The sequence below is a fragment of the Gammaproteobacteria bacterium genome (assembly GCA_036381015.1).
GTDB lineage: Bacteria > Pseudomonadota > Gammaproteobacteria > Steroidobacterales > Rariloculaceae > ZC4RG20.
In genome coordinates this window covers 25,552-51,129 of record DASVDR010000029.1, presented here as the reverse complement: position 1 = coordinate 51,129, position 25,578 = coordinate 25,552, and the positions used below count along the sequence as shown (strand labels likewise).

Genomic DNA, 25,578 nt, shown 5'->3' with positions numbered 1-25,578 from the left:
CTCGGCTCGGAGCATCGCGACCGCCCGATTACGGCTACTCGACGCGCAGCGCCCTGAGCGAATCCACCTTCGAGGCGTGCCGGGCGGGAACCACGCAGGCGAGCATGGCCACCGCCGTCAGCACGAGCGCCACCGTCGTTATCGTCAGCGGGTCCATCGGCGTCACGCCGTAAAGCTGGTTGGCGATCAGCCGAGTCAACGCGAAAGCGGCGCCGATGCCGATGACGATCCCGATCGCGGTGACGAGGAGGCCTTCCCGGACGACCAGCCGGACGATGTCCCGCGGCCCGGCGCCGAGCGCCGTTCGTATCCCGAACTCGTGGGCGCGCTGTTCCACGGCGTAGGAGATCACGCCGTAGATTCCGACGGCCGCGAGGAAAACGGCCAGCCCGGCGAACAGTCCCAGCAAGCGCAGCCAGAATCGTTCGTTCGCCGCCGACTGCGACAGGCGCTCGCGCATCGGCATCACGTTGTCGACGGCGACGGAGGAGTCTGCGTCCGCCACGGCCTGACCGACCGCGTTCGCCAGAGCCATCGGATCGACGCCGTCGGTCCGAATGGCGAAGTCCTTTCGCGCATGAATGTAGAACGGGCCGGTGCCGGCGTAGTCCCAGAGATGCTGACGGTAGGGCACGTACATCATCGGCATGGGGTCGTCCTGCGGGCGTATCCGCGTATCGGAGACGATACCCACGATCTCGCGCGGCCGGTCGTCCGCCAGTTCCGGGTTCCCCTGGTTGATGCGAACCTCGACGATCTGACCCAGCGGATCGGTGTTGCCGAAAAACTGCCGGGCCAGCGTTTCGTTGATGACGACGACCCCGGCCGCCGCTTCGTTGTCCGCCGGTGTGAACACGCGCCCCCGGACCAACTCGATGCCCATCGCCTCGAAATAGTCCTCGCTGACCTCGTGATACTGCGCGAAGCGGTCATTGTCACCGGCATCGCCCGACTCGCCGACGATGCGGAACGGCAAATTCCCCGACAGCCTGGGCGGCAATCCCGACGTCAAACCGACCGAGCGAACCCCGGGCAGCGCCCTCACCCGGTCCATGACCTCGCCGAAGAAAATCGCCGCCTGCGGCGTGACGCTGAAGTGCGCCACATTGTGTCGTGTCCGGTATCGCTCGAGGCCGGAGAGATTGATTTCCATCGTGAGGAGGTCGTCCGGTCTGAACCCCATGTCGACCCGCATCACGCGCGCGTAGCTGTTGATCATGAGGCCCGCGCCGACGAGCAGGACCAGCGCCAGGGCGACCTCCATGATGACCAGCCCGCGGCGGAGGCCCTGGCGGATGCCGCTCGAGCCTCCGCGCGGCGTCTGCTTGAGCGCATCCTGCAAATCGGGGCGCGAGACCCGGAACGCCGGGACCAGTCCCGCTACGATACCCGTCAGCACCGAGACGCCGAACGCAAAGAGCAGAACGGCCGGGCGAATCGCGATGTCCTCGGTCGGGGGATAGAACCCGGGCGCCAGCGTGACGAACACCCAGACGCCCACATAGGCCACCGCGATTCCCAGGACGCCGCCGACGAGCGCCAGCAGGACGTTCTCGGTCACGAGCTGTCGGATCAGGCGCCAGCGGCCCGCTCCGAGAGCCGCGCGTGTCGCCATTTCCGACTGCCGCGTCACGCTCCGGCTCAACTGAAGATTCGCCACGTTCACGGCGGCGATCAGGAGAACGAAACCGACGGCGCCGAGCAGCAGGTACAGCGTTGCCTTGTACTCGGACGTGAACACTTCGTGAAGCGGCTCGAGCTCGATGCGCCAGTCGTCGGCGTCCGTGGCGCCCGGCAGAGAGGCCTCGACGCGGCGGGCGATCGTGCCGAGCTCCGCCTCGGCCTGGTCATAGTCGACGCCCGGAGCGAGACGGGCGATCGTCTGCGCCCGCGCCCCCGGTATCCGAGCGACATTGAACGCAAACCAGCCCTCGACATCCGCCATCGACGGATGGACCCAGAAATCGGGCGGCATGACGCCGATGATGATCCGGCCCCACGCGGCGTCCCACCCGGGGATCGTCTTACCCACGACGTCGGGGTCCCCGCCGAAGTAGCTCTGCCAGAGGCCGTAGCTGATGACGAGCGTCTCCGCCGTGTCTCCCTCGACCGTGGCCTCGTCCAGGCGATACCACCGGCCGACGACCGGCTCGACGCCCAATACGGACAGCGTGCTCAACGAGATGCCGCCGAGGCTGATCCGCGTCGCGCCGGTCGGGCCGGAAACGGACATGTCGACACCGCCGGTGATGCCCGGGCCGACGCTGGTCAGCGTTCGGCTCTGTTCGCGCCAGGCTTCGTGGACCTCGACGGCGGGCGGGCGGATACGTCCGTCCCGCTGATTCACTTCCTGGATCCAGACGAGTTGCTCGGGGTTGGGAAACGGTAAGGGCCGCAGGACGATCGAATGCAAGACGGTAAAGATCGCGCTGGTGGCGCCGATGCCGAGCGCCAGCGTCAGCACCGCGGCCACCGTGAAGCCGGGGCTCTTCCGGAGCAGTTTCAATCCCCAGCGGAAATCCCGGCGGAACTCAGCGAGCCATGAGCGCACCCCTGCCCCCCTTATCGCTACGGGCCAGGATCGGACCGGTGATTCTATCCCACTCATAAGACGTAAATGCGGAGACGCTGGTTACAAGCACGAGGAGGTCGCGTCCCGGACGCAGGACGAGTGTGGTGTTTGTGGGACGCGCAGTATGATGCCGCCGCGCCGCGAGCGGGCCGACTTTTCACTCGAATCAAGCCGTTGGCGCCGATTTCCGCATTGGCATGCTCGTTGCTCACGATGGAGCATCCACGTTCCGGGACAGGGCTGCCGGGAGGAGTGTGCCCGATGAAGATGCGCACGCTGCGGGAAGAGTAGCCGCTCTCGCCCGCTCGCCTCGCGGGCCCGGCGCTTCGTAGCGTCGCGTCGTGCCCGAGGCGGTCTCGCGAGCAAGGAAGCCGGTGTCTCGGCAAAGTCGCGACGCTGCGGCGGAGGGCAAAATGATCCCCCTCGATAAAAGCCAGGGGGAGCCTTGCCATGCGAGCGCTTCACGATCTTCCGTTCCGGCGTGCCTCGCGTCCGCTCGCGTGGTGCGCGGGCCTTTTGACGGTTCTGGGCCAAGCCCCGAGCGCGCCGGCACAGCATGCCGGGCACGACTCACCGTTGCCGCCGGCCGCCACCGAGCTCTATCCAGGCCTCGGCGACTATCACTTTCCGATCACGACGGCCAACCCCGAGGCCCAAGCCTACTTCGATCAGGGCATCGGGTTGCTCTACGGCTTCAATCACGACGAGGCGGCGCGCTATTTCCGCCGCGCGGCCGAGCTCGATCCGCAGGCCGCGATGCCGTACTGGGGGCTCGCCCTTTCGATCGGCCCCAATTACAACGACACGGCGGTCGACGAAGCGCGCGCCCGCGCGACGTACGAAGCCGTGCAGAGCGCCGAGCAGCGCGCCGCCGGGGCCAGCGATCTCGAGAAGGCTTACATCGCCGCGCTCGCGAAGCGCTATCCGTCGCCGGACCCGAACAGCGATTGGCTCGCGTTCCACCGCGAGTATAGCGACGCAATGCGCGAGATGGTCGCGCGCTACCCCGACGATCTCGACGCCGCCACGATGTTCGCGGAGAGCCTCATGATGCTTCGCCCGTGGCAGCTGTGGACGCCCGAAGGCGAGCCCGCGCCCGGAACGCTCGAGCTAGTCGCCGTGCTCGAGTCCGTCCTGAAGCGCAACCCCAACCATCCGGGCGCGAATCACTTCTACATCCACGCCGTGGAGGCGTCGCGCAACCTCGAGCGCGCGATCCCGAGCGCGATGCGGCTCATGACGCTCGTACCGGGCGCAGGCCACCTCGTGCACATGCCGGGGCACATCTTCCTGCAGACCGGTGACTACGAGCTCGCCGCCGCCACCAACGTCTACGCCGCGGCCGCCGACAAGACGTTCGTCGAGCGCACGGACGCGACGGGCATCTATCCACTGATGTACTGGACGCACAACCTGCACTTCATCGCCTACGCGCGCGCGCAGCAAGGCCGGTACGAGGAAGCGCGGCAAGCGGCGCTCGATATGGTCGCGAACGTCGGCGACGGCGATGTCGAAATGCAGATGCTCGAAGGGTTTCGCCTCTATCCGCTAATGGTCGACCTGCGCTTCCATCGCTGGGACGTGATCCTCGCCGAGCCGGAGCCAGATGAGCAGCGTCCGCTCAGCCACGCGTTCTGGCGATACGCGCGCGCAATGGCCTACGCGGGCAACGGGAATGTCCGCGAGGCCGCGGCCGAGCAGCGGCGTTTCGAGCGGGAGCGCGATCGCATAGCGCCGGAGTCGCAGTATCTCGGGAACAACAAGGCGGCCGATCTGCTGGCGCTCGCGGCCGCGACGCTCGACGCGCAGCTCGCGGGCGCACGCGGCGACTCGGCCGCGGAGATCGAGGCGTGGCGGCGCGCCGTCTCGGCCGAAGCCGCGCTCCAGTACGACGAGCCGCCGCCGTGGTTTTACCCGATACGCCAGAGCCTCGCGGCGGCGCTGCTGCGGGCCGGGCAAGCCGTCGAGGCGGAGAAAGTGTTTCGCGAAGCGATCGAGACACGGCCGCGCGACGGGCGGCTGCTGTTCGGCCTCTCGCAAGCGTTACGCGCGCAAGAGCGCGCGAGCGAGGCGCAGCTCGTGGAGAACCAGTTCGAGGAGGCGTGGCGCGACGCGACGACGACTCTGACGCTCGCGGACCTCTAGTGCTCGAACGCAGTCGCTGCGTCGGCCTGGACGCGCTCGTCGGTCACCTGGTCGGTGCCCGGCCGGGAATACTTCAGAACGCCGCCAAGTAATAGCTCAGCTTCGTGGTTTCCGATTGCACCCGCCACCCGGTGGCGAGCGAGTAGGTCATTCGCAGATAGCGCACACTCGTATCGCCGCGCGGCGGGTCGCCTTTGTATCTGTAATCCAGACGCGCGACGATGCGGTCTCCCAACCCATGCCTGGTCACGGAGATGACGTCGAAGTTCTCTTCCGCGAGATCCGCGGCCGCTCGTTCCAGGTATTGCCCATTGCCGGCCCGCGCCGCGTCTTGCATGCGCGGTAGTGAGTTTCGCATGGTTTCCGACACGAGCCACCTCTTGATTTCCTCGACTCCGTCGGCCTCGAGCGCGGCGCTCTGCAAGTTGAAACGGATCAGAGCAAACGCCCCAAGCGCCCCCAACGCCAGAATTGCTTTCCACCCGCTCAGCTTGAAGTGCACTTGATCGACCCCGCTTTGCTCATCCGCCGCTACGGCGCAGATGCACCGGAGAAGGTGCATCGGACGCTCGAGGAGCTGTATAGCGTCCTCGGTCCCCGTCCGGAAGCAATTCATGCGGGTTTTGTGAAGCAGTCGCAGCCGAGCCGGCACCCGGCAACCGCCGTCACCCCCGGCCGCGGGTGAACCGCCGGGCGCGGCACGCCTTCGCCGCCGCCGAATTCGGGCGGGTTTGCCTCATGCTGCGGCAGCGAATCGGCGATCGTGCACCAGGGCGCCTTCGAGCCGACGAATATGTGCGCTTGCGGACGAATGCCGGTGTCCTCCGCAAGGTTCCCGGCGGGGCAGATCGCGAGGTCGAAATCGGGCAACAGCGACGGAGTGACCGAGCCGCAGTAACGGCAGAACGACCGCTTGCCTTCCTCGGAAGACGCGTACTGCTCGATCGCGCTCCCGCCCGTCAACCAACGAAACGCGGCGAAAGGAGCGGATACGGATGTTGCAAATGCTGCACCATGGTGCTTGCGGCACATGGAGCAGTGACAGTGAAGCATCGATTCGAACGGCGCTTCCACCGCGTAACGGACCGTCGCGCACAAACAAGAGCCTTGCACCATGACCGTACCTCGCGGGGAACAGCGCCACACGTCTCGCACGGCCGCGAACTGTGATCCGCGCACTGATCGCCTTTCGCTCCTTCCGCTAGCTTTTGGCCGTCGCGAGACGTCGGGAGCGTACCTCCAGTGCCTGCGGACATGAAGATATTACTGGTCGAGGACGATTCCGACGACGCCGAATTCCTCCGCCTGTCTCTCGCGCAACACAGCAATTCTGTCACCATAACGCATAAGAGCCGGATTGGCGATGCGGTGGCTGCGCTGGACAACGAGCGGTTCGACGTCGTCCTGCTCGACCTCAACCTTCCCGACGGACGCGGCGTCGAGTGCGTGGAGAGAATCCACGAATCCGACGAGCTCGTGCCCATCGTGGTGCTGAGCGGCCAGGACGATGAGGATTTCGCTATCGAGATACTCAACCGCGGCGTCCAGGACTATCTCGTAAAGTGGGAGGGCGATGGCCGCATCATCCTGCGCGCTATCCGCTACGCCATCGAGCGCAAGCGCGCGGAGATCAAGGTCAACTACCTCGCACGTCTCGACTGGTTGACCTTGATTCCAAACCGACAGTACCTGCGTGACGCGCTTGCGCACGCGACTACGCGTGCATTGCGCGGCCGCAGGACGATGGCGCTGCTGCTGCTCGATGTCGATGGGTTAAAGACGGCGAACGACACGCTCGGCCGCCAAACCGGCGACGCGCTGGTGCGCGCCGTCGTTCAGCGGCTCAAGGAAAGTGTTCGCGAAGGCGACCTGGTCGCCCGGGTCGACGGCCACGAGTTCGCCGTCATACTCGAGGACGTCCAAGGTCCGCTCGAGGTCGAGGCAGCGACGCGCAATCTCGGCGACGCTTTGCAGAAGCCATTCGAAGTCGGCGGGCGACAAGTTTCCCTCACGGCGAGCATAGGAATTGCGGTATGTCCGCTCGACAGCACGGACCCGGCGGCGCTGCTCAATAGCGCCGGCAGTGCAATGCACGAGGCGAAGGGGCAAGGACGGAACACGTTGAGGTTCTTCTCGCCCAGGATGCACGAGGACGTTCTGGCCCGTCGCCAGCTCGAGGCCGATCTCAAGGTCGCGATCGAGCGAGAGCAGTTCGAGCTGCTGTACCAGCCGCAGTTTCGTCTTGCCGATCACCGGATCGAGGCCGCGGAGGCTCTGCTGCGCTGGAAACACCCCAAGCACGGGCGCGTGGGCCCGAGCGCGTTCCTCGACGTGGCCGAGGAGAGCGGGCACATCATCCCGTTGGGCCGTTGGGCGATCGAGGAGGTGTGCCGGCAGCTCGTGCGCTGGGAGGGCGCCGGCGTGCCGCTGCCGCGTGTAGCGGTAAACGTCGCCGCCGCTCAATTCCGGCAGCCCGGGTTTCCCGACGTCGTTCGCAATGTGCTGGAATCTCATTCCGTAGACCCCGAGCTCATCGAGCTCGAGTTTACCGAGCGTTCGTTGATGGACGATGCCGACGGCGCGCGAGAATGCCTGCACGCCTTGAAGGACCTCGGCGTGAGGCTCGCGATCGACTACTTCGGCGCCGGCCATTCGTCCCTGAGCGATCTGCGGCAGTTTCCGCTCGACGTGCTCAAGATCGATCGTTCGTTCGTCTCGGACCTCGATACCAGCCAAGACGCCCAGCTCATATGCAGCACGATCTTGACCATCGCGCACCGCTTTTCGCTCGATGCCGTGGCCGAGGGCATCGAGTCGGAGCAACAGGAGTCGTTCTTGACCAGGAACGACTGCCAGTACGGTCAGGGCCACTACTTCAGCCGCCCGATCGAGCCCGACCAATTCGCCGCGATGATGATCGAGAAGGGCGGGCAGGCCACGCGCCGCCGGCGAGCCACGAGAAGGCGCATAGCCATGAAAGCCGGACGAGAGGTATCCAAATGACCGCTGCCGAACACAGACGACCCGAGACGCTCGAAGAGGCGCTTATCGCGCTGGAGAAAGCCGAGGCTCAGCTACGCGCCCGCGAGGGCGGCGATACCCGCCCCACCGGAAGCGCGCAGACGAGCGAGGAGCGCTTTCGGATGCTCGCCGAAGGCGTGCCGAACCACTTTCTGTTCCTGGATCCCGAATTGCGCATAGTGTTCGCCAACGACGCGTTTCTCGAGGCGGCTGGCTGGTCGGCGCATGAGGCCATCGGTCTGCACATCTCGGACATCATGGGCCCCGAGCGCTTCCTTGAGCGGCAACCGTACTATATGCGCGCTCTCGCGGGCGAGGCGGTCAGCTATGAATCGACCGGCGCGGTCGGTAACAGCAACGGCTACTTTCGCTTCTCGTACCGACCGAGCTTCGACGAGTCGGGAAACGTGCGCGGCATCTTCTCGACGGCCACGGATATCTCGGATCGGCGAAAAATGGAGCTCGAGCTCCAAGCGAAGCAAGCCGAGCTCGTCCGCTCGAACAAGGATCTCGAGCAATTCGCCTATGTTGCGTCCCACGACTTGAAAGCGCCGTTGCGGGCGATCGAGCTGCTGGTGGAGTGGATTACCGAGGGGCTGGACGGTTACGACGCGAATAACGTTCAGGAGAATCTCGGGCTCCTGCGCAAGAGGACGCAACGGCTGAACCGGCTGCTCGACGATCTGCTCGCATATTCCCGCGCCGGAAGAAAAGTGGGCGCTCATCGCGTGACCGATACTCATGCCCTCGTGCTCGACGTCGCGCAGCTGATCGATCCTCCGCCGACGATCTCGATCTCGATCGACGGGCAGCTGCCCACGTTCAGCACCTACTCGGCGCCGCTCGAACAGGTGTTCCGTAACCTCATCGGCAATGCAGTGAAGCACCACCCCGGACCGGAAGGCCGCGTCGTCGTCTCCTGTCAGGAGCAGGGCGATCAATACGTCTTTGCCGTCGCGGACGACGGCGAGGGCATCCCGAATGAATATGCGGACCGCGTATTCGAGATGTTTCAGACGCTGAAACCGCGCGATCAAGTCGAGGGAAGCGGTATGGGACTGGCGATCGTGAACCGCATCGTTCAGTGGCAAGGCGGCCGCGTCTGGTTCGAGCCGGCGTCCGGCGGCCGGGGCACTGTGTTCAAGTTTCAATGGAAGAAACAGCAGCCGCTGGCAGCGGATGTGGAGACTGCGGCACGCGAAGCCGCAAAGTCGTGATGATCCTTCGCCCTTCCGCCCTCCTCTCCTCGAGCGCATAACGCCGAAGCCTCACCGGCAGATTTCGGATCGAGGCGCCTGCACCTCGCCGAAAATCGATTCAGCCGCGGGCCTTCTACTAGTCCTATAGTCGCCTTCAACGCCGACGCTCATGCGCTCGTCGCCGGCAAGCCCGGCATGAGAAAAGCGCGGATACACGCTTTGGCATTCCCGGTGTACTACCGCGTCGCCGAGGAGCTGCTGTCTGCGGCGACCTATGCGTCGCTGATGCGCGAGACAAGCCAGCGGAACGGCGGCACCTTCGTGGCGCTGAGCTCCTGCGACCGCTGCGGACCCGCCCGGGATCGGCCGCCGGCGCCGCAATAGGCGGCGGCGCCACAGCCTATCGGAAGTCCCGCTTCCGGAACCTCGTGTCCGATTTCGGGACGGCCGGGCGCGGACTGACCCGGTCTTCCGGCCGCTTTGGCTGACCGAACAGTGCGTTGCGCGCTCCGGCTCATCTGGCACGGGCCGTGCTGGACGAGGAAGACCATGCCGCACGTCGAATACGCCGTCCGTCAGTTGCTGCGCCGTCCCGCGCTGTCGCTGACCGTCATCGTCATGCTCGCGCTCGGCATCGGCGCGACGACGGCGATGTTCTCGCTCTACCATCAGATTCTCGTCCGCCCTCTGCCGGTGCCGGAGCCCGAGCGGCTCGTCAATCTCGCGTCGCCGGGCCCGAAGCCCGGCGGAAGCATTCGGGATCTCGCGATCGGAGACGGCGACGCTCAGTTCAGCTATCCGATGTTCCGCGATCTCGAGCGCGAGCAGACGGTGTTCACGGGGCTCGCGGCCTACGTCGACTTCTTGGCCAACTTGAGCTTCGGAGAGCGGCCGTTCGCCGGCCGCGGAGCGCTCGTCTCGGGCCGCTACTTCGATGTGCTCGACCTGCAACCCGCGCTCGGTCGACTCATCGGGCCGCAAGACGAGCCGCGCATCGGCGAGTCCGCCGTGGCCGTGCTCAGTTACGACTACTGGCAGACGCAGCTCGGCGGCGATCCGAACGTGATCGGCGAGACGCTCACGGTCAACGGCCAGGCGCTCGAGATCATCGGCGTTGCGCCGGCGGGCTTCACGGGCACGACGCTCGGCGTGCGCTCGCAGGTCTTCGTGCCGCTCACGCTGACCTTGATGCGGCCGGCGCCGATTCACGAGAGCCGGCAGTTCTACTGGCTGTATCTATTCGCGCGGCTCGCGCCCGGCGTGACGCCGGAGCGGGCGAATGCGGAGCTCGGCGTCCTCCATAGCCGCATTCTGAACGAGGTCGAAGCGCCGATGCTGAGCGAGGCGGAGTTGCCGGGCGGCATGCTCGAGCAGTTCCGGCAGCGCCGGTTGACGCTCTCTCCGGGAGCGCGCGGCAAGAGCCCGCTCCCGGACAGGGCGGCCCGGCCGCTCGAGCTGCTGCTCGGCGTGACGGTGCTCGTGCTCCTGATCGTCTGCGTGAACGTCGCGAATCTGCTGCTCGCCCGCGGCGCATCCAGGACCGGGGAGATAGCGATTCGGGCGTCCCTCGGCGCGAGCCGCGGCCGGCTCGTCCGGCAGCTGCTCGGCGAGTCGTTCGTGCTGATCGCGGTCGGCGGCGTCGCGAGCCTTCTCGTCGCCGTCCTGATCGTGCGGCTCATCACGGGCCTATTGCCCGCAGGTCTCGCCGCCGTGCTCGATCCGCAGTTGAGCTCCGCCGCGCTGACGTTCGCGGCCGGCGCATCGCTCGCGACCGTCGTCGTGTTCGGCTTGGTACCCGCATGGCGCGTCAGCGGCGTGGACGCGGCCGAGGCGATGAAGGCGCACGCCTCACGAGCGTCCGGCGGCCGCGCTGCGGTGCGCTTTCGCGCAACGCTGACCACGGCGCAAATTGCGTTCTCGATGGTGCTGCTCGTGCTCGCGGGGCTCTTCTCGCGCAGCCTCGTGAACGTGGCCCGAGAGGATCTCGGCATGAACATCGATTCGCTCGTGACCTTCAGCATCACGCCTCGTCTGAACGCGTACGATGCCGAGCGCCTCGCCGCTCTCTACGATCGCGTCGAGGAGACATTGGCAGCGCAACCCGGCGTGCTCGCGGTCGGCAGCGCATGGCTTCCGCTGCTCAGCGACTTCTCGATCGGCGGGCAGATGTCGGTCGAAGGCTTCGAGGCCGCTCCGGATCTCGACCGCGCCGCCACATGGCAGCTGATCGGCTCCGGCTACTTCGATGCGCTCGGCATTTCGCTGCTCGCGGGGCGCGCATTCACGGATCGGGACACGGCCAATTCGCCGCCGGTCGCGATCGTCAACGAGAGCTTCGTGCGCAAGTTCGGTCTCGACGACCCCCTCGGAAAGCGCCTCGGTTTCGGCACGACGACGGACCTTCCCTTCGAAATCGTCGGTGTGGTCGCGGACGCGAAGCACGACTCGGTCAAGGGCGAGATCCAGCCGATCGTCTACGCGCCGCGCCGACAGAGCGCCGACGCGATCGAGTCGATGTTCTACTATGTGCGCGCCGGCGTGGACCCGGAAGCGCTGCTCGCGGCGATCCCGCGCGTCGTCGCGGAGATCGACCCCGACGTTCCCGTCACGAACCTCCGGACGATGACCGATCTCGTGCAAGAGACGGTTTACATCGATCGCCTGCTGTCGGTGCTGTCGGCGGCATTCGCCGCGCTCGCGACGCTGCTCGCAGCCGTCGGCCTCCACGGGGTGCTCGCCTACAACGTCACGCAACGCACGCGAGAGCTGGGCCTGCGCCTCGCACTCGGCGCCGAGCCGAGCCGGCTGCGCGCGATGGTCTTGAAGCAAGTCGGCGCGATGGCGGTGATCGGCGCGGCCGTAGGTCTAGTCGCCGCGCTCGGTCTAGGCCGGTTCGCCGAAGCCCTCCTGTTCGGCTTGTCGGGGCGCGATCCGCTCGTGATTCTCGCGGCGGCGGCCGTGCTCGCCGTCGTCGTGTGGGCCGCGGGCTACGTCCCCGCGCGGCGCGCATCGAGGGTGGCTCCGATGGAGGCGCTGCGCTACGAATAGCAGGAGTGGTCTTCGGATCGTGATCCCGGTCCTGTCGCCGCAGGCTCGCGCCCCCTACGCTGACTCGTCCTCAAAGGCACGAGACGCGACACGATGGAGCGAGACAAGCACCGGGACGAAGAGCACGCCGAGACCGCGATTCTCCCGAAGGAGCCGGACGACGCGCAGATCGACGCCGAGGCGACCGCCGTCCTCGACGAGGCGCGCCTGCGCGAGCTCGGCTGCGAGCCGCTGCCGAAGAAGAAGTAAGCGCGGCCGGTCGGCCTACTCGCCGGCCGGCCGCTTGATCTGAAATTCGATCTCCTCTTCCGCGGCGCCGCGCTCGTGCTCGACGCTGAAGCTCGCGCGCGCCGGGACGTAGATCCGCTGGCCGGCGATCTGAATCTCGAAACTTGGAGCCGGCCTCGAGCGTATCGGCAAGCGAGCACTTTGTCGCAATAGACCGCCGCTGCTACGATTGATCTCCGATTCAGCCACCCGACGTGCCGCGGCCTCGAGGCGCGGCAGACATGTTTGGAGAACCAAAATGGCCAAGGGAAGCTGCTTGTGCGGAAAGGTCACTTACGAAGCGGCCACGGTCGGGCCGAGCGTCACGAAATGCCACTGCAAGATCTGTCAGAAGACGAGCGGCTCGGCTTACGGCGACTACACCACGGCACCGTTCGACAGCTTCAAGTGGACGAGCGGCGAGTCGCTGCTCAAGAAGTACGAAAGCTCTCCCGGCAACTTCCGCAATTTCTGCTCCGTGTGCGGCACGCACATGCCGACCGGTCACCCCTCGATGGGGATCTACTTCATCCAGCCGGGGACGCTCGACACCGCCGAGCCGCTCGTCGAGTCGGCGCACATGTTCTTGAAATCGAGCCCGCCGTGGCACAAGCGCCAGCAGGGGCTCGCGGAGTTCGACGAGTATCCGGGATAGGACGCCGTTCCGCTGCCAAGGATGGCGGAGGGTGCGTGACGCTCGCCGAACGGCATGCCGCTGCTACGCCTTGCCGGCCGCCCGTTCGCGCCGCGTCTGGCTCTCGGGCGGCCACTCCGTCTTCATGTGGTAGTACGCCTCGAACGCACGCGCGCCTTCCGGTAGGCGTACCCATGGGAGCTTCGAACGCGTATAGATGTGCACGTCGGGTGCGATCGCATCGGGCTCGTCGAGCGTGCCGACACGCACGAATCGCAAGTATCGGCGCCGGCCGTAGTCGCTCCAAACGGCCGTGCCGCATGTCGCGCAGCGGTAAACGTCGTGCGGCCGGCCGCTGTCGGTCGGCATGGTGTGCACCGTGAGCTCGCCCGACAAGAGCACGACGCGATCCGTCTCGATCAGCGCGTTCAGCACGAATGCCGAGCCCGTCTGCCGCTGGCAGTCGCGGCAATGACAGCAGTGAACGAACATCGGCTCGGACTCGAGCCGATAACGAACGGCGCCGCAAGCGCACCCGCCTTCATAGCTACTCATCGTGACTCCGGTGTCGGAAAACCCGAGACGTCCAGCTCGAAAACAGTCATGAGCCCTCCGCAGGGAGCGACTGCCGGATTCTCATGCCCCCCTGCCCGGCGATTCTAGCGCTACCGAGCGCCGTAACGGTCGCGCCGGCCGCGCGCGGCGCCGTATCGCGCGAGGAACGTCTCGACTCCTTCCCGCGCACAGGCGACGACGTGCTCTCTGGACGGCACCGTCCCTACCAGCATCGCGCGGTCCAGGGGCTCGCCGGCCACGAGGTACGCGAACTGCGACGCGGCGCATCGCGCGTCCGCCACTCGCAGCAGCCCGGCCCGCCCCAAATGCTCGAATCCCGACGCCAGCGCTTCGAGCACCTGACCGGGAACGCGATCGAAGTACTCCCTCGCCAGAGCGGGAAACGCCCGCGCCTCGGCGATCAGGAGCCGCCGAAGCGCGATCACCTCGCGGCGCACGATGACGAGCGCGAGGCGACAAGCCAGGTCGTCCAGTGCCGCCCTAAGGTTCGTTGCGGTGATCCCGACGGTGAACGCTTCGTGCAGCTCGCGGGCGAACTCTTCCGCGTAAGCGATGACGTCCCCGACGATCTGTGTGAAGAGCGCATCCTTGTCGGCGTAGTTGTTGTAGACCGTGCGCTTCGTGAGGCCGGCGAGCGCCGCGATCTCCTCCATCGTGGTACCCGCATACCCGTTGCGCAGGAAGAGTGTCCGCGCCGCATCGACTACGGCCGCGCGCGACCGAACGACGCGCGGGTCGTCCGCGCGCGGACCCGCGAAGCGGCGAGCTCGGCGCCGGCGAGCGCTCCGGTTGGATGATCTTGTACTGATGGGTGAAATATTATACCGTCCAGGATATAAATCCAAACCAGTCATGGTAAGCCGACGATGGAGCCCGAAACATCCCCCGGCGCGGCACCGAAGCTCGGGAACGAATCGGGATTCGATCGGGGCGCCGCGGTCACGCGGTCGCTGCTCGGTTATGGCGTGCTCGTGGGTCCCTTCTATGTGGCCGTCGGTCTGATTCAGGCTTTCCTTCGCGACGGCTTCGACCTCACGCGTCACCCGCTGAGCTTGCTCGCCAACGGGCCGGGCGGTTGGGTCCAGACTGCGAACTTCGTGATCAGTGGCCTGATGGTACTCGCCGCTGCCGCGGGGGCCGCGCGCGTGCTGGGGGCGAAGGCGCGCGCGGTGAGCGGGTTCCTCGGCGCCTTCGGCGCGAGCATGATCGTGGCGGCCGTGTTCACGGCAGACCCGTCGGACGGCTTTCCCCCCGGGACTCCCGAAGGATATCCCTCGTCTATCAGCACGTCGGGGTTGCTCCACCTCGTCGCGGGCTCGTTGGGATTCATCTCCCTCGCCGTCAGTTGCTTCCTCGCGGCGCGAGTAATGTCGCGCCGTAACGTGCCGTCGCTCGCGCGTCTCTCGCTCACATGCGGCCTTGCGGTCGCGCTGGGATTCTTCGGTGGCGCGGCACTCTCGAGCCGCTCCGCTTCCGCTGCAACCCTGGGAATCTGGTTGAGTGTCGTCGTAGGGTGGGCATGGCTCGCCGTCATGTCGCTCCACCTGTACCGCGCGGCGCCGCACCCGAGCTGCGGGCCTCGATCCCCCTATGAGTAGCTACTCCCAGCCGCCCCACCGGAGCTCAATGGGCAGGACCTTCATGAACGCCTCGACGGCGTGGATCTGACCGTCGTAGACTTTGAAGCTTTCCCAGACCGTAAGCTGGTCTCCGCCTTCTTCGCGTACGCCCCACGCCATGCGGAGCCAGACGATCCCCATTCGCTCGTCGACTCCGATCAGGCGCGTCGAAACGTCGCCGAGGCGCTCGAAAATGGCCAGCGACTGCGTCGCGATGTTCTGGCAGCCCGGGGCGAACGTGCAGTCCGGGCCCGCCATCACCTGGCCGTTCTCGTAACGGTAAGCGTCCGGCGCGAACGGTGCGTTCACCGCGGCGAAGGTCTTCGCCGCATTGAGGCCCGCCGGATAGTGCATCGCCGCCTCGATCGCCTCCTCGCGCGAGGCGAGTTGCTCCGGACGCGGGGCGTAGTTCATCTCTTCGCTCGGGGCGCTCAAACCATCGATGTTGAAGATGAGTCCCTCCGCGCGGCTCCGCGTCGCGACCGTCTCGATCTCGGTGATCTGCCGGTCGACGACCTTGAGACGAACGACCAGCAGCACCGGCGCTCCATCCTCTTCCACGACGACATCCGCACCGGCCATTCCCGCGCGCTCATCGAGGATATCCTGGCGATAGCCGCGGAGCCTCGTGACGGTGTTCAGTAGGCTTACCTGCGCAAGCGGCTTCTCGATGGCGTCCTCCGTCACGCGCAGCGTGTCGGCGACGGGCAACTTGCTCGGATCATGCTCGAGCAGCGCATAGAGGAACGTTGTGATCATGCCGCGCAGACACTCGCGGTCGCATGTGTCGGTGGCGGCCGATGCGGTTCGATCGGCCGTTGCCGCGATGCCGGCCAGCACGGCGAGAGCCGCCCACGTCGTCGTTCTCATTTTTCTCCTCCCCCGCCCGCTCGGTGACGCGGGCCGCCAATAGTCTAAACGTTCGGCTCCTCGCCGCGCGACGTGCGCGCAAGCCATCGCGGCGACGACCTCGCGCCCGGGGCCAGGGGGAGGCATCGGCACCATCCGACCGCCCGGGATGCGCTGCGTCTCTCCCTTGACCCTCGACGTTTCTTGTATTAATGTCTTGATACAACATCACAACTACGGCGGGCGGCTTGCGTATACGAATCTCGCCGGACGAGGGCGTTCCGGTCTATCAGCAGATCGTGAACCAGATCAAGTATCTGGTCGCGTCCAAGGTCCTGCGGCCGGGCGACGAGCTGCCTCCGATCCGCGCGCTAGCGGAGCAGCTCTTGATCAATCCGAACACCGTCGCGCGCGCCTATCGAGAGCTCGAGATCGCAGGGCTGGTCGTGAAGCGCGGCACGGTGGGCACCTTCGTATCGAGCAGCCCTTCGCCGTTCGCGCGCCGAGAGCGGCTGCGAATCGTGCGGCAGAAGGTGGACACGCTGCTCGCGGAGGCGAGCGCGCTCGGCGTCGACGTCGAGGAGCTCAAGGCCGTGATCGACCAGCGCGCGAGCGCGATGCACGCAGGTCTGAAGTCGAAGCGAGGCGGCCATGAAAGCTGAACCGAGGGCGGGCGACATGACAGGCACCGAGACGATCGTCGAGGTTCGTGGGCTCGAGCGGCGCTTCGGCGCAACACGGGCGCTCGCGGACGTGAGCCTGGCCGTGCCGCGCGGCGTCGTATTCGGCCTCGTCGGCGCGAACGGCGCCGGCAAGACGACGCTGATCCGCCACGTGATGGGGCTGCTCCGAGCAGAAGCGGGCGAGGTGCGCGTGTTCGGGCTAGATCCGGTCGCGCACCCGACCGAAGTGCTCGCGCGGATCGGCTATCTCTCCGAGGTGAGCGAGCTGCCGGAGTGGATGCGCGTCGCGGAGCTCATCGCCTTCACACGCGCGTTCTATCCGCGATGGGACGACGACTATGCCGAGCAGCTGCGGCAAACCTTCGAGGTCGACGCGAGCAAGCGTGTGAAGGAGCTCTCGAAGGGGCAGCGCGCTCGGCTCGGGCTCCTGCTCGCGGTCGCGCACCGGCCGGAGCTTCTCGTGCTCGACGAGCCGTCGTCCGGGCTCGATCCGCTCGTGCGCCGCGACATCCTGCGTGCGATCGTGAAGACCATCGCCGAGGAGGGGCGCACGGTCCTCTTCTCTTCGCATCTCCTCGACGAGGTCGAGCGCGTAGCCGATCACGTCGCGATCATCGACCATGGCCGGATCGTCGCGAACGATGCGCTCGACGCGCTGAAAGGCACGTATCACCGCGTCGTGCTCCGCTTCAACGAGCCGCCGCATGCCACGCCGAAGGCGAACGGGTTCTTCCACTGGGAGGGCACGGGGCCCCATTGGTCGGCATTCTTCTACGGCGAAGCGAGCGCGGCGGAATCGGCGGCCGCCGCCCTCGATGCGCGCCTCGTGGAGCGCGCCACCCCCAGCCTGAACGAGCTTTTCGTCGCGCTTGCCGAACGCGACCCGGCAATGCGGGACCAGCATCCGTGAACGCGGCGTTCAAGGGCGCCGCGCTCTACGTCTTCAGCCGTCACCGGCTTCTACTCGTCTCCGCCGGCGCGATCTACGTCGTGATTTTCGCGCTCTTCGACACGCTTTGGGCGCTGGAAGGGAAGCCGCTCGTCGTCACGATGCTCACCTTCCTGCGCGCCGCGCCGTTTTTCCTGCCGCTCGCGCTGTTCGTGACGTCTTCGAGCGTGCTCTCGGTGGATGCCGCAAGCCGTGAATCGGCGTTCCCGCGGCACTTCTCGACGCTGCCGGTCGGCTCGATCCAGCTCGCGCTCCCGTTCGTGGCGTACGCCATGCTCGTATGGGCGGTCGCCTGGGCCGTCGCGATCGAAATCACCGGCGGCCGCGTGCTCCTCGCCGGACCTCTGCACCTGCCGAGCGATGCACTCCGCCGCGAAACGTGGTTCCCGTTCCTCGAGCTCAGCCTCCTCGCGTGGGCGCAGGCGCTCATGTGGACTCCATTCCGTCGCCGCTGGGGCCGGATCGGTCTCTTGCTCGTGCTGGTCGCGGTACACGTCGCCGGGCTCGTTGCCGGCATCAACGAATTTTTGGGTGCGGCGGAATTCGCCGCCCTCTGCGCGGCCGGCGTGCTGTCGGCGGGCGCTGTCGCCGTGCGCGGCGTGGCCCTTGCACGGCGAGGCGATCCGCCGCCCGCCGCGTCGCGCGCGGCAGTCGAGTCGGCCGGCCGAGCGGCGCCGGCGATGACCCGAAGGCCGGCATTTCGCTCGGGGGTCGATGCGCAAGTGTGGTACGAGTGGCACCTGCACGGGCTGTCGCGGTATTTCTTTCTGACCACCGTCTGTGCCCTGATCCTGGCGGCCCCGATGCTGCTCGCGCCGCGCCGCGACGCTTTGAGCGCCGACGCGATACTGCCCGCCGCCGTGGGCTTGCTCTTCATCGCCCTCGTGTTCGTCCCGTCGTTCGGGCCGCTCTTCGCGAACTTCGCGTCGAACCGATACAAGGCGTTTATGATGCCGTCGTTCTTCGCCGCGCTCCCCCTTTCGTCCGGGGATTTCGCATGGGCGAAGATGCGAGCCGCGGCGCGCAGCGTGGCGCTCATGTGCGCGGGCATGACCGCGACGATCGTGCTCTGCGGCGTGCTCATCGAAGCGGCGTGGCCGGCCGTGCTCGCGGCGGGCCTCCGCGAGCGGTACGGTCCGCTCGAGGGCACGACCCTCCTCGCCCTCGCGGCCGCCGCGCTGCCGCTCGTCGCGATTGCGGCAACCATGAACACCGTCTGGCTCGCGCTGTCGGACCGCCGCGCCGTGTGGCACGGCGTGACCTCGGGCCTCGTGCTCATCGTTCTCGGCTGGGGCTTCGGAGTCACGTGGATGCAGACCCATCCCGCCGTCGCGCTGCCCAGCGTGATCCTGACCCTCGCCGCGGTGAAGCTCGCGGCGCTCGCTTGGCTGATTCACCGGGTGGGCACGCGTCGCCTCTACCGATGGTCCCGGGTCGGCACGATCGGCGGCGTTTGGCTCGCAGCGGCCGTCGCGGTGCTCTCCGGGTGCGTGCGCTACGTTCCCGGAGCCGGGGATCACCTCGTCACCGCGGCCGCCGCGATCGTCGTCCTCCTGCCCGTGCTCGGGATCATGGGCGCGCCGCTCGCGCTGCACGTGAATCGTTGTCGGTGAGGCACGCGCAACCGATGGAAGTCAAGATCGCACGCTCCGACGCCGAGCTCGAGCGCGTCGCCCCGGTTCTCCGCCAATTGAGGCCGGATTTGTCGCCGGAAGACTTGATCGCGAGAGTCAAGGCGCAACAGAGGAGCGGGTATCGGGTGGCCTACATCGAGTCCGATGGAGAGATCGTGTGCGCGGCGGGCTTCGTGATCGGGACGAAGCTCGCGTGGGGCAAGCACCTTTACGTGGACGACCTGGTGACGGCGGAGCACCGCCGCTCGGGCGGTTTCGGCACCAGGATGATCGAGTGGCTGAAGGCGTACGCGCGTGAGCACGGCTGCGGCCAGCTTCACTTGGACTCCGGCGTGCAACGCTTCGCCGCGCACCGCTTTTATCTACGCCACGGGTTTCACATCACGAGCCACCATTTTTCCATCGTGGATCTCGCTGCCGGCGAGTGATGCCGAGTGGAAGGCGAGCGTCGACGCGACCTATTCGATACGCCGCCGCAGGACGGACGCGCAGGCCGGGTGAGCGGCGATTCGGCGCCTCGAGGAAGGCGCCTCGCTCGAATCAGTATCTGAGAACCTGCGAGGGCCGCACTCGCGCCGCGCGCCACGTCTGACCAATGACGGCGATCCAAGCGACTACGAGCGTTATCGCCAAGCTCAGCAGGAACGGCGTGAGCGTCACCGGTATCCGGTGCAGAAAAACGCGCAAGTAGGCTTGCACGGCGACGAACGCGAGCGGCCACGCGATGAGGTTCGCGACCACGATCGGCTTGGAGAAGCTGGTAAGCAGCATCGCGCCGATCTGCCGCGCATTCGCACCCAGCGTCTTTCGGACGCCGATCTCGTGCAGCCGCCGGCCGGTGTTGTGCACGGCCATGCCGAAGAGGCCGATCGCGGAGATCACGAGCGCGAACAGCGCAAGGCCGTTGAAGACCGTGTTGATGCGCCCAAAGGTCAGGTAGTTCTGCTCGAACAAAGCGTCCATGAACCTCAAGCTCATCGCGATCTCCGGCGCTTGCCGATCCCAGGCCGCTTCAATCGCGGCCAACGTGGCGGGAATGTCGTCCGCCGCGATCCTTGCGATGACGTACCACTGATGACCGCTGAGAATGTAGACGTTGGACGTGGCGCCGAGACCGAGGAAGTGCATCGGACGGTTCTCGACGGCCCCGATGATCGTGACGGGCACCACCGGCCCCTCCTCGGCCAACGAAGGCATGTAGATCACCTGATCGACGGCCGCTTCCGGCGACGGGAAGCCGAGCTGCTCGGCAAACGCTCGATCGACGACGATGTGCCTCGGGCGCGACGGATCGCTGCCGTCCGGGAACATGTCCTCGCCGTGCTCCCGATCGAAGACTCGTCCGGCGAGGACCGGCGTACGCATCGTCTCGAAGAAGTCGTACGCCACGATGTTCTGGTACGTGACCTGGTTCGCCTCGCTTCGGTCCTCGGTGCGCCGAAACAGCCCGACTCCGATCTCGCTGCTCCACGGAATGGCGCCGACGCTGGTGACCGACCTGACGGTTGGGATGCGCAGCAGATCGTTGCGGAAGACTTCCGGATCGACGCGGGTGAAAAACGGCACGTTGGTTATCGTGATCAGCGGATCCCTGTCGGTGCCGAGCCCGATCTGCCTGAGCTCGCGGTTCTGACTGAACATGACGAGCACCGCGATCAGCAGGAAGCTCGCGGCCGCGAACTGAGCCCCGCCGAGCAGCGCCGGCAGGACCCGCGGGCCGCTGCGCATCCTCCCGGAGCGCAGCGCGTCGACCGGCCGCACGCGCGACAGGACGAACGCCGGGTAGGCGCCCGCGAGCAAGCTGACGACGGCGATGAGGCCGATCACGAATAGCCAAAAGCCCGCCGAGCTCCAGAGCGCGAGCGTGAGATCGACTTCCGCGTAGGCGCGAACGACGGGCGCGACCAGCACGACCGCGAGCAAAGCAACCACGAGACCTGCCGCGGCGAGCAAGCCGGCTTCGAGCACGTACTGGAACATCAGCTGACCGCGAGCGGCGCCGACGACCTTGCGCATGCCGACTTCCTTCGCACGTGCCGTTGCCTGCGCGGTCGCGAGGTTCGCGTAATTGATCGCGGCAACGACCAGCACCAGGCCGCCGAGGAGCAGCAGCAACGTCGTGATCGAGACCGCCACGCGGTTTCCGGCGAAGATCAGCGAGTCGATGCCGGCCACCATCAGGCTGCGGATCGGCACGGCATCGAACTGCAGATCCGCGATTGCGGCCTGCTCGGCCGGCACGTGGCGGCTCGCAAAGTCGGCGAGGCCCGCTCTGAACTCGGCCTCGTCGAGGGAGCCGTCGGCCGGCAGCACCGCATACGTGACGCAGCACGTGCTGAGCCAGTTCTCGGGCGCCTGCCCCGCGTTCCGGCCCTGCGCGATCGCGACCAGCCGCTCCGCGGCATCCCACGACACGAGGACATCGAAGCGCAGGAACGCGGACGCGGAGGGCCCCATGTGCGAGGGCTGCGGAATGTCGTCGATGACGGCCGTGACCGTGCCTTCGATATCGGTGGAGACCTGGATGAAGCGGCCGATCGGATCCGGAACGCCGTAGAGCGTCATCGCCGCCGACTCGGTCAGCACGACGCTGCCCGGCCGGCTGAGCGCCGAGGCGCGGTCGCCGGCGCTCACGGGCAGGTCGAATACATCGAGGAATTCGGCGTCGGCGTAAGCGAGCTGCAGGCGCGTCTTCTTCTCGCCGGTGGTGACCGAGACGTCGTTGCCGTTGCCCGGCCAAGCGCGGACCACCGCCTCGAGCTCGGGAAAATCGGCTTCGAGATACTTCGCGACGACGTCGCTCGTGCGGGGCACGACGCCCGTGGCGGCGCTGCCGTCGCTCAGCGCGAGGTTGGCGGTGATCGCGTAGGTTCGGTCGGCCGCGGCGACATGCCGTTCGGCGTCCGACCAATAGACGACGGTGGCGTAGGCCGCGACGAAGCACGTGAGGCCGAGCGCGAGGGCGAAGATATTGACGGCCGTGGCGAACGGTCTGCGTCGAAAGGCGCGCAACGCGACGACGAAGTAGTGCCCGAGCATTCGCCCCCCCACGCCGACCTTTGAACGGCCGAAGACTTTCTTGCATCGAAGAAGCTATCACAAGATGCCAGGGCCTGGCGACCGGGCTCCCCGAACGCGATCGGCCTGCACGGACCTGCCGGGCTGCGGCAGGAATCGGCCCGAGCGGCCACAGCGATCGCCGCGGGGACGCACCGATGAAACCCGGAGCGCCCTTCGAGGGACAAAAGCATTACGGGCAATCGCCGCCGATATCGGCAACGGGAGCAGGCACGAGACATGGTGGAGGCGTTCATCAATCGAATCGCCGCGTGCGTGCCGCCTCACGACGTGCACGAGGCGTTCATCCGCTTTGCCGAGTCTCAGCTCCGAGACGACCGTCGCAACGCCCTCCTGTTTCGCCGCCTCGTCGGAAAAGGCGGAATCGATCACCGCTATTCGTGCTTGGAGCCGCTGGACGGGCTCGACGGCGACGTGCTGGATGTCGGCGGCCTCTTCGTCCGTGGGCGTTTCCCGGGCACGGGCGCGCGCATGCGCTTTTTCGAGGAGCATGCTCCCGGTCTCGCCGCGGACGCCGTGCGTCGTCTGCAATTGGAGGACGAGCGCAGCCGGATCACGCACCTGCTGATCACATGCTGCACCGGGCTTTCGGCGCCCGGCCTCGATCTCGAGATCATCGAGCGCTGCGGTTTGGCGCGATCGGTCGAGCGAACGATCCTCGGATTCATGGGCTGCTACGCCGCCGTCAACGCCTTGCGTCTCGCACGTCACATCGTGCGATCGGAGCCCGAGGCTCGAGTGCTCATCGTGAGCCTCGAGCTGTGCACGTTGCATCTGAAGGAAACGACGGACCTCGAGGAGATACTGTCGTTCCTGCTGTGGGGCGACGGGTCGGCCGCGTGTCTCGTCACGTCGAAGCCCGAGGGCTTCGCTCTCGACGGCTTCACCACGGTGCTCGCGCCCGCCGCGCGGGATTTGATCACGTGGAACATTCGCGACGCCGGTTTCGACATGCGGCTTTCGGGCCAGGTGCCGCATGCGATCTTCGAGTCGCTCGTCGCGCATTCGAGCGAGATCCTCGCCGGAGCGGAAGCCGGATCGGTCGACCTTTGGGCCGTGCATCCCGGCGGCCGATCGGTCCTCGACGCGGTGGAGCGCGCGCTCGAATTGCAGCCTTCTGCGCTGTCGGCGTCGCGGGAGACGCTGCGGCGCTTCGGCAACATGTCGTCCGCGACGGTGCTGTTCGTGCTCCGGGAGCTTCTCTCGTCGGCGCGCGCAGGCGCGAAAGGGTGCGCGATGTCGTTCGGCCCGGGGCTCGTCGCCGAGACGATGCGGTTTCACGCCGTGGGCTGAGGCGATGCCGGGAAATCTCACTCATGTCCGCGTCGGCCGCAGCGCCCGTTCGGTCGAGCCCGAGTGGCTCGACGAGCTGCCTGCCGCCGATCCTCGGGCGATTCGGTCGCGGCGCGATCTGCAGCGCGTCAACGCCTGGATGCTGAACGCGCGCATCATGGGCGAGCTGCTCGAGAGCCGGTGCGGCGCGCCGCCGCGCTCTATCGTCGATCTCGGCGGCGGCGACGGAACGTTCCTGCTGAAGCTCGCGCGGCGGCTCTCGCGCCGCTGGCCCCGCGTGTCCGTGACGCTGGTCGATCGCCAACCCGTCGTCAGCGATCGAACGCGCGCGGAATTCCGCTCGCTCGGATGGGATCTCGAGCTGGTCGGCGCCGACGCTCTCGCCTATCTCTGGGGGGCGAGCGCCGTTCGCGCGGAGGTCGTGACGGCGAACCTTTTCCTGCACCACCTCGATACGGCGCAGCTAGAGCGGCTCTTCGCGCTGCTCGCCGGCGTCGCGACGCTGTTCGTCGCGTGCGAACCGAGGCGATCGGCGGCCGCGTTGGCCGGCAGCCGGCTCTTGTGGGCGATCGGCTGCAACGACGTCAGCCGTCATGACGCCGTCGTGAGCGTCCGCGCCGGCTTCTCGCGAAACGAGCTGTCGCTGCTCTGGCCCGGCCGCCGCGGGTGGTCGCTCGAGGAGCGCGAAGCGGGCCCGTTCACGCATGCGTTCGTCGCGCGGCGCGGCGCGGCGCCGGGCGCCGAATGATCCACGATGCATTGGTGATCGGCGCCGGCCCCGCCGGGTCGACCGCGGCCTTTCTCCTCGCGAAGGGGGGCTGGTCGGTTGCGGTCGTGGAGAAGCGGCGCTTCCCTCGGCCGAAGGTTTGCGGTGAGTACGTCTCGGCCACGAACGCCGGATTGTTCGACGCCCTCGGGCTCGGCGCCGCTTTTCGCCGAGCGGCCGGCCCCGAAATTCGCCGCGTCGGCCTCTTTGCGAAGGACGCGTTCTTGACCGCCCCGATGCCGAGCGCGCACGGCGCGGCCGACGGATGGGGGCGCGCGCTCTCTCGGGAAATCTTGGATGCGCTGCTGCTCGAGCGCGCCCGGTCCGCCGGCGCCGAGATTTGGGAGCCTTATGCCGCCGTCGAGCTCCGCGCGGAGCGCGGGCACCACGCATGCAGAATCGCCGCGGCGGGCGTGAATCGGATCCTGCGGGCCCGCGTGGTCGTCGCGGCACACGGCTCCTGGGAGCCGGGGCCGCTGCCGAGTCAATGTGCACGCCCCCATCGCGCCGCCGATCTGCTCGCTTTCAAAGCCCGCTTCCGCGGCTGCGTGCTCGAAGCCGACTTGATGCCGCTGTTGGCATTTCCGGGCGGCTACGGCGGCCTCGTGCAAAGCGACGGCGGACACGCGAGCCTGAGTCTCTGCATCCGCCGCGATGCCCTGCAACGAATTCGCAAGGCGTCTCCCGGGCTTCCTGCGGGACCGGCGGTGCTCGGGCACGTGCTCGCCCATTGCCGCGCGGCGCGTGCGAGCCTCGATGATTCGAGCGTCGAAGGGCGATGGTTATCCGCCGGACCGATCCGGCCCGGCATCCGCCCGGCCTATGCAGCGGACGTGTTTCGAGTCGGCAACGCGGCCGGTGAAGCCCATCCGATCATCGCAGACGGCATCAGCATGGCCATGCAATCGGCCCTTCTGCTCGCGCGACACCTGACCGCGGCCGAGAACGCTCTGTCGTCCGAAGACGATCGCAGGCAGGTCGGAGCGGCGTATCGAGCGGACTGGCGGCAGCGCTTCGCGATGCGGATTCGCGCCGCCGGGCTCTTCGCCGCGCTCGCGATGCGAGAGCGCTCCCCCGCGCTGCTCCTGCCGCTCCTGCGCGCTTTCCCCGAGCTCCTGACGTTCGGCGCGAAGCTGAGCGGGAAGACCGCGCCGCTCGACGCGAGCTTCGCGGCCGGGCACTGAGACGATCGTCGCGATCCGCGGAGCGAGCGGTGCTTCGGCGGCGGGCCGCGCTCGCGAACGT

Annotated in this window: 23 protein-coding genes; 15 read left to right on the top strand and 8 right to left on the bottom strand. The window is 67.1% G+C overall.

The genetic code is table 11. The features are described from left to right. Positions 1–34 precede the first annotated feature (34 nt). Positions 35–2,608: an ABC transporter permease gene (locus VF329_10840; GenBank protein ID HEX7081501.1), complete on the bottom strand. Its 2,574-nt coding sequence runs from the start codon at positions 2,606–2,608 to the stop codon at positions 35–37. A 414-nt stretch (positions 2,609–3,022) separates the two neighbouring features. Between VF329_10840 and VF329_10835 the strand changes: the two genes are divergently transcribed. Then, complete coding sequence (locus VF329_10835) at positions 3,023–4,717, top strand: hypothetical protein (GenBank protein HEX7081500.1); 1,695 nt, start codon at positions 3,023–3,025, stop codon at positions 4,715–4,717. Positions 4,718–4,790: 73 nt separating this feature from the next. On the opposite strand, the gene VF329_10830 is transcribed toward VF329_10835, so the two are convergent. Together VF329_10830 and VF329_10825 are read right to left on the bottom strand one after the other, a co-directional pair. Next, a complete protein-coding gene (locus tag VF329_10830; protein ID HEX7081499.1) occupies positions 4,791–5,219 on the bottom strand; it encodes a hypothetical protein in 429 nt (142 codons plus the stop codon). Between the two features lie 110 nt (positions 5,220–5,329). Beyond that, on the bottom strand, positions 5,330–5,833 hold the full coding sequence (locus tag VF329_10825) for a GFA family protein (GenBank protein ID HEX7081498.1): 504 nt from the start codon (positions 5,831–5,833) through the stop codon (positions 5,330–5,332). A gap of 138 nt (positions 5,834–5,971) precedes the next feature. Between VF329_10825 and VF329_10820 the strand changes: the two genes are divergently transcribed. From VF329_10820 to VF329_10800, 5 genes are all read left to right on the top strand, one after another. Further along, a complete protein-coding gene (locus VF329_10820) occupies positions 5,972–7,720 on the top strand; it encodes an EAL domain-containing protein (GenBank protein HEX7081497.1) in 1,749 nt (582 codons plus the stop codon). Beyond that, the gene (locus VF329_10815) at positions 7,717–8,955 is read left to right on the top strand and encodes an ATP-binding protein (GenBank protein HEX7081496.1); all 1,239 of its coding nucleotides are present in this window, start codon (positions 7,717–7,719) and stop codon (positions 8,953–8,955) included. The genes VF329_10820 and VF329_10815 overlap by 4 nt, the downstream gene beginning before the upstream one ends. 201 nt (positions 8,956–9,156) lie before the next feature. Continuing rightward, positions 9,157–9,321, top strand: a complete 165-nt coding sequence (locus VF329_10810) for a hypothetical protein (GenBank protein HEX7081495.1) — start codon at positions 9,157–9,159, stop codon at positions 9,319–9,321. A 165-nt stretch (positions 9,322–9,486) separates the two neighbouring features. Beyond that, positions 9,487–11,985 (top strand): ABC transporter permease, encoded by a 2,499-nt coding sequence (locus tag VF329_10805; protein HEX7081494.1) that lies wholly within the window; start codon positions 9,487–9,489, stop codon positions 11,983–11,985. 93 nt (positions 11,986–12,078) lie between these two features. Then, a complete protein-coding gene (locus tag VF329_10800) occupies positions 12,079–12,234 on the top strand; it encodes a hypothetical protein (protein HEX7081493.1) in 156 nt (51 codons plus the stop codon). 15 nt (positions 12,235–12,249) lie between these two features. On the opposite strand, the gene VF329_10795 is transcribed toward VF329_10800, so the two are convergent. Next, a complete protein-coding gene (locus VF329_10795; protein HEX7081492.1) occupies positions 12,250–12,405 on the bottom strand; it encodes a hypothetical protein in 156 nt (51 codons plus the stop codon). 106 nt (positions 12,406–12,511) lie between these two features. On the opposite strand from VF329_10795, the gene VF329_10790 reads away from it, so the two are divergent. After that, complete coding sequence (locus VF329_10790) at positions 12,512–12,907, top strand: GFA family protein (GenBank protein ID HEX7081491.1); 396 nt, start codon at positions 12,512–12,514, stop codon at positions 12,905–12,907. 63 nt (positions 12,908–12,970) lie between these two features. Here the strand turns inward: VF329_10790 and VF329_10785 are convergent, their stop codons facing one another. After that, the gene (locus VF329_10785) at positions 12,971–13,441 is read right to left on the bottom strand and encodes a GFA family protein (GenBank protein ID HEX7081490.1); all 471 of its coding nucleotides are present in this window, start codon (positions 13,439–13,441) and stop codon (positions 12,971–12,973) included. A gap of 110 nt (positions 13,442–13,551) precedes the next feature. Next, positions 13,552–14,316, bottom strand: coding sequence for a TetR/AcrR family transcriptional regulator (locus tag VF329_10780; GenBank protein ID HEX7081489.1), 765 nt, complete (start codon positions 14,314–14,316; stop codon positions 13,552–13,554). Positions 14,317–14,328: 12 nt separating this feature from the next. On the opposite strand from VF329_10780, the gene VF329_10775 reads away from it, so the two are divergent. Beyond that, the gene (locus VF329_10775; GenBank protein ID HEX7081488.1) at positions 14,329–15,060 is read left to right on the top strand and encodes a DUF998 domain-containing protein; all 732 of its coding nucleotides are present in this window, start codon (positions 14,329–14,331) and stop codon (positions 15,058–15,060) included. Here the strand turns inward: VF329_10775 and VF329_10770 are convergent, their stop codons facing one another. Next, entirely contained in the window at positions 15,061–15,951 is an 891-nt protein-coding gene (locus VF329_10770) for a hypothetical protein (GenBank protein ID HEX7081487.1), read from the bottom strand. 227 nt (positions 15,952–16,178) lie between these two features. Here VF329_10770 and VF329_10765 point away from each other — a divergent pair, with 227 nt between their 5' ends. The 4 genes from VF329_10765 to VF329_10750 are packed head-to-tail and all read left to right on the top strand — an operon-like array spanning position 16,179 to position 19,624. After that, positions 16,179–16,592 (top strand): GntR family transcriptional regulator, encoded by a 414-nt coding sequence (locus VF329_10765; protein ID HEX7081486.1) that lies wholly within the window; start codon positions 16,179–16,181, stop codon positions 16,590–16,592. Between the two features lie 16 nt (positions 16,593–16,608). After that, on the top strand, positions 16,609–17,523 hold the full coding sequence (locus tag VF329_10760) for an ABC transporter ATP-binding protein (GenBank protein HEX7081485.1): 915 nt from the start codon (positions 16,609–16,611) through the stop codon (positions 17,521–17,523). Then, positions 17,520–19,175, top strand: a complete 1,656-nt coding sequence (locus VF329_10755; GenBank protein HEX7081484.1) for a hypothetical protein — start codon at positions 17,520–17,522, stop codon at positions 19,173–19,175. Before VF329_10760 ends, VF329_10755 begins: the two co-directional genes overlap by 4 nt. A gap of 14 nt (positions 19,176–19,189) precedes the next feature. Further along, positions 19,190–19,624 (top strand): GNAT family N-acetyltransferase, encoded by a 435-nt coding sequence (locus tag VF329_10750; GenBank protein HEX7081483.1) that lies wholly within the window; start codon positions 19,190–19,192, stop codon positions 19,622–19,624. Between the two features lie 112 nt (positions 19,625–19,736). On the opposite strand, the gene VF329_10745 is transcribed toward VF329_10750, so the two are convergent. Then, positions 19,737–22,247, bottom strand: a complete 2,511-nt coding sequence (locus VF329_10745) for an FtsX-like permease family protein (GenBank protein ID HEX7081482.1) — start codon at positions 22,245–22,247, stop codon at positions 19,737–19,739. Positions 22,248–22,445: 198 nt separating this feature from the next. On the opposite strand from VF329_10745, the gene VF329_10740 reads away from it, so the two are divergent. Genes VF329_10740 through VF329_10730 form a run of 3 tightly spaced genes read left to right on the top strand, consistent with a single transcriptional unit; the run spans position 22,446 to position 25,517 of the window. Further along, positions 22,446–23,567 carry a type III polyketide synthase gene (locus tag VF329_10740; GenBank protein HEX7081481.1) on the top strand — a complete coding sequence of 374 codons (1,122 nt, stop codon included), beginning with the start codon at positions 22,446–22,448 and terminating at the stop codon, positions 23,565–23,567. Between the two features lie 4 nt (positions 23,568–23,571). Next, positions 23,572–24,315 carry a methyltransferase domain-containing protein gene (locus VF329_10735; GenBank protein HEX7081480.1) on the top strand — a complete coding sequence of 248 codons (744 nt, stop codon included), beginning with the start codon at positions 23,572–23,574 and terminating at the stop codon, positions 24,313–24,315. Further along, positions 24,312–25,517 (top strand): NAD(P)/FAD-dependent oxidoreductase, encoded by a 1,206-nt coding sequence (locus VF329_10730; GenBank protein ID HEX7081479.1) that lies wholly within the window; start codon positions 24,312–24,314, stop codon positions 25,515–25,517. Before VF329_10735 ends, VF329_10730 begins: the two co-directional genes overlap by 4 nt. The last annotated feature ends 61 nt before the right edge of the window (positions 25,518–25,578 follow it).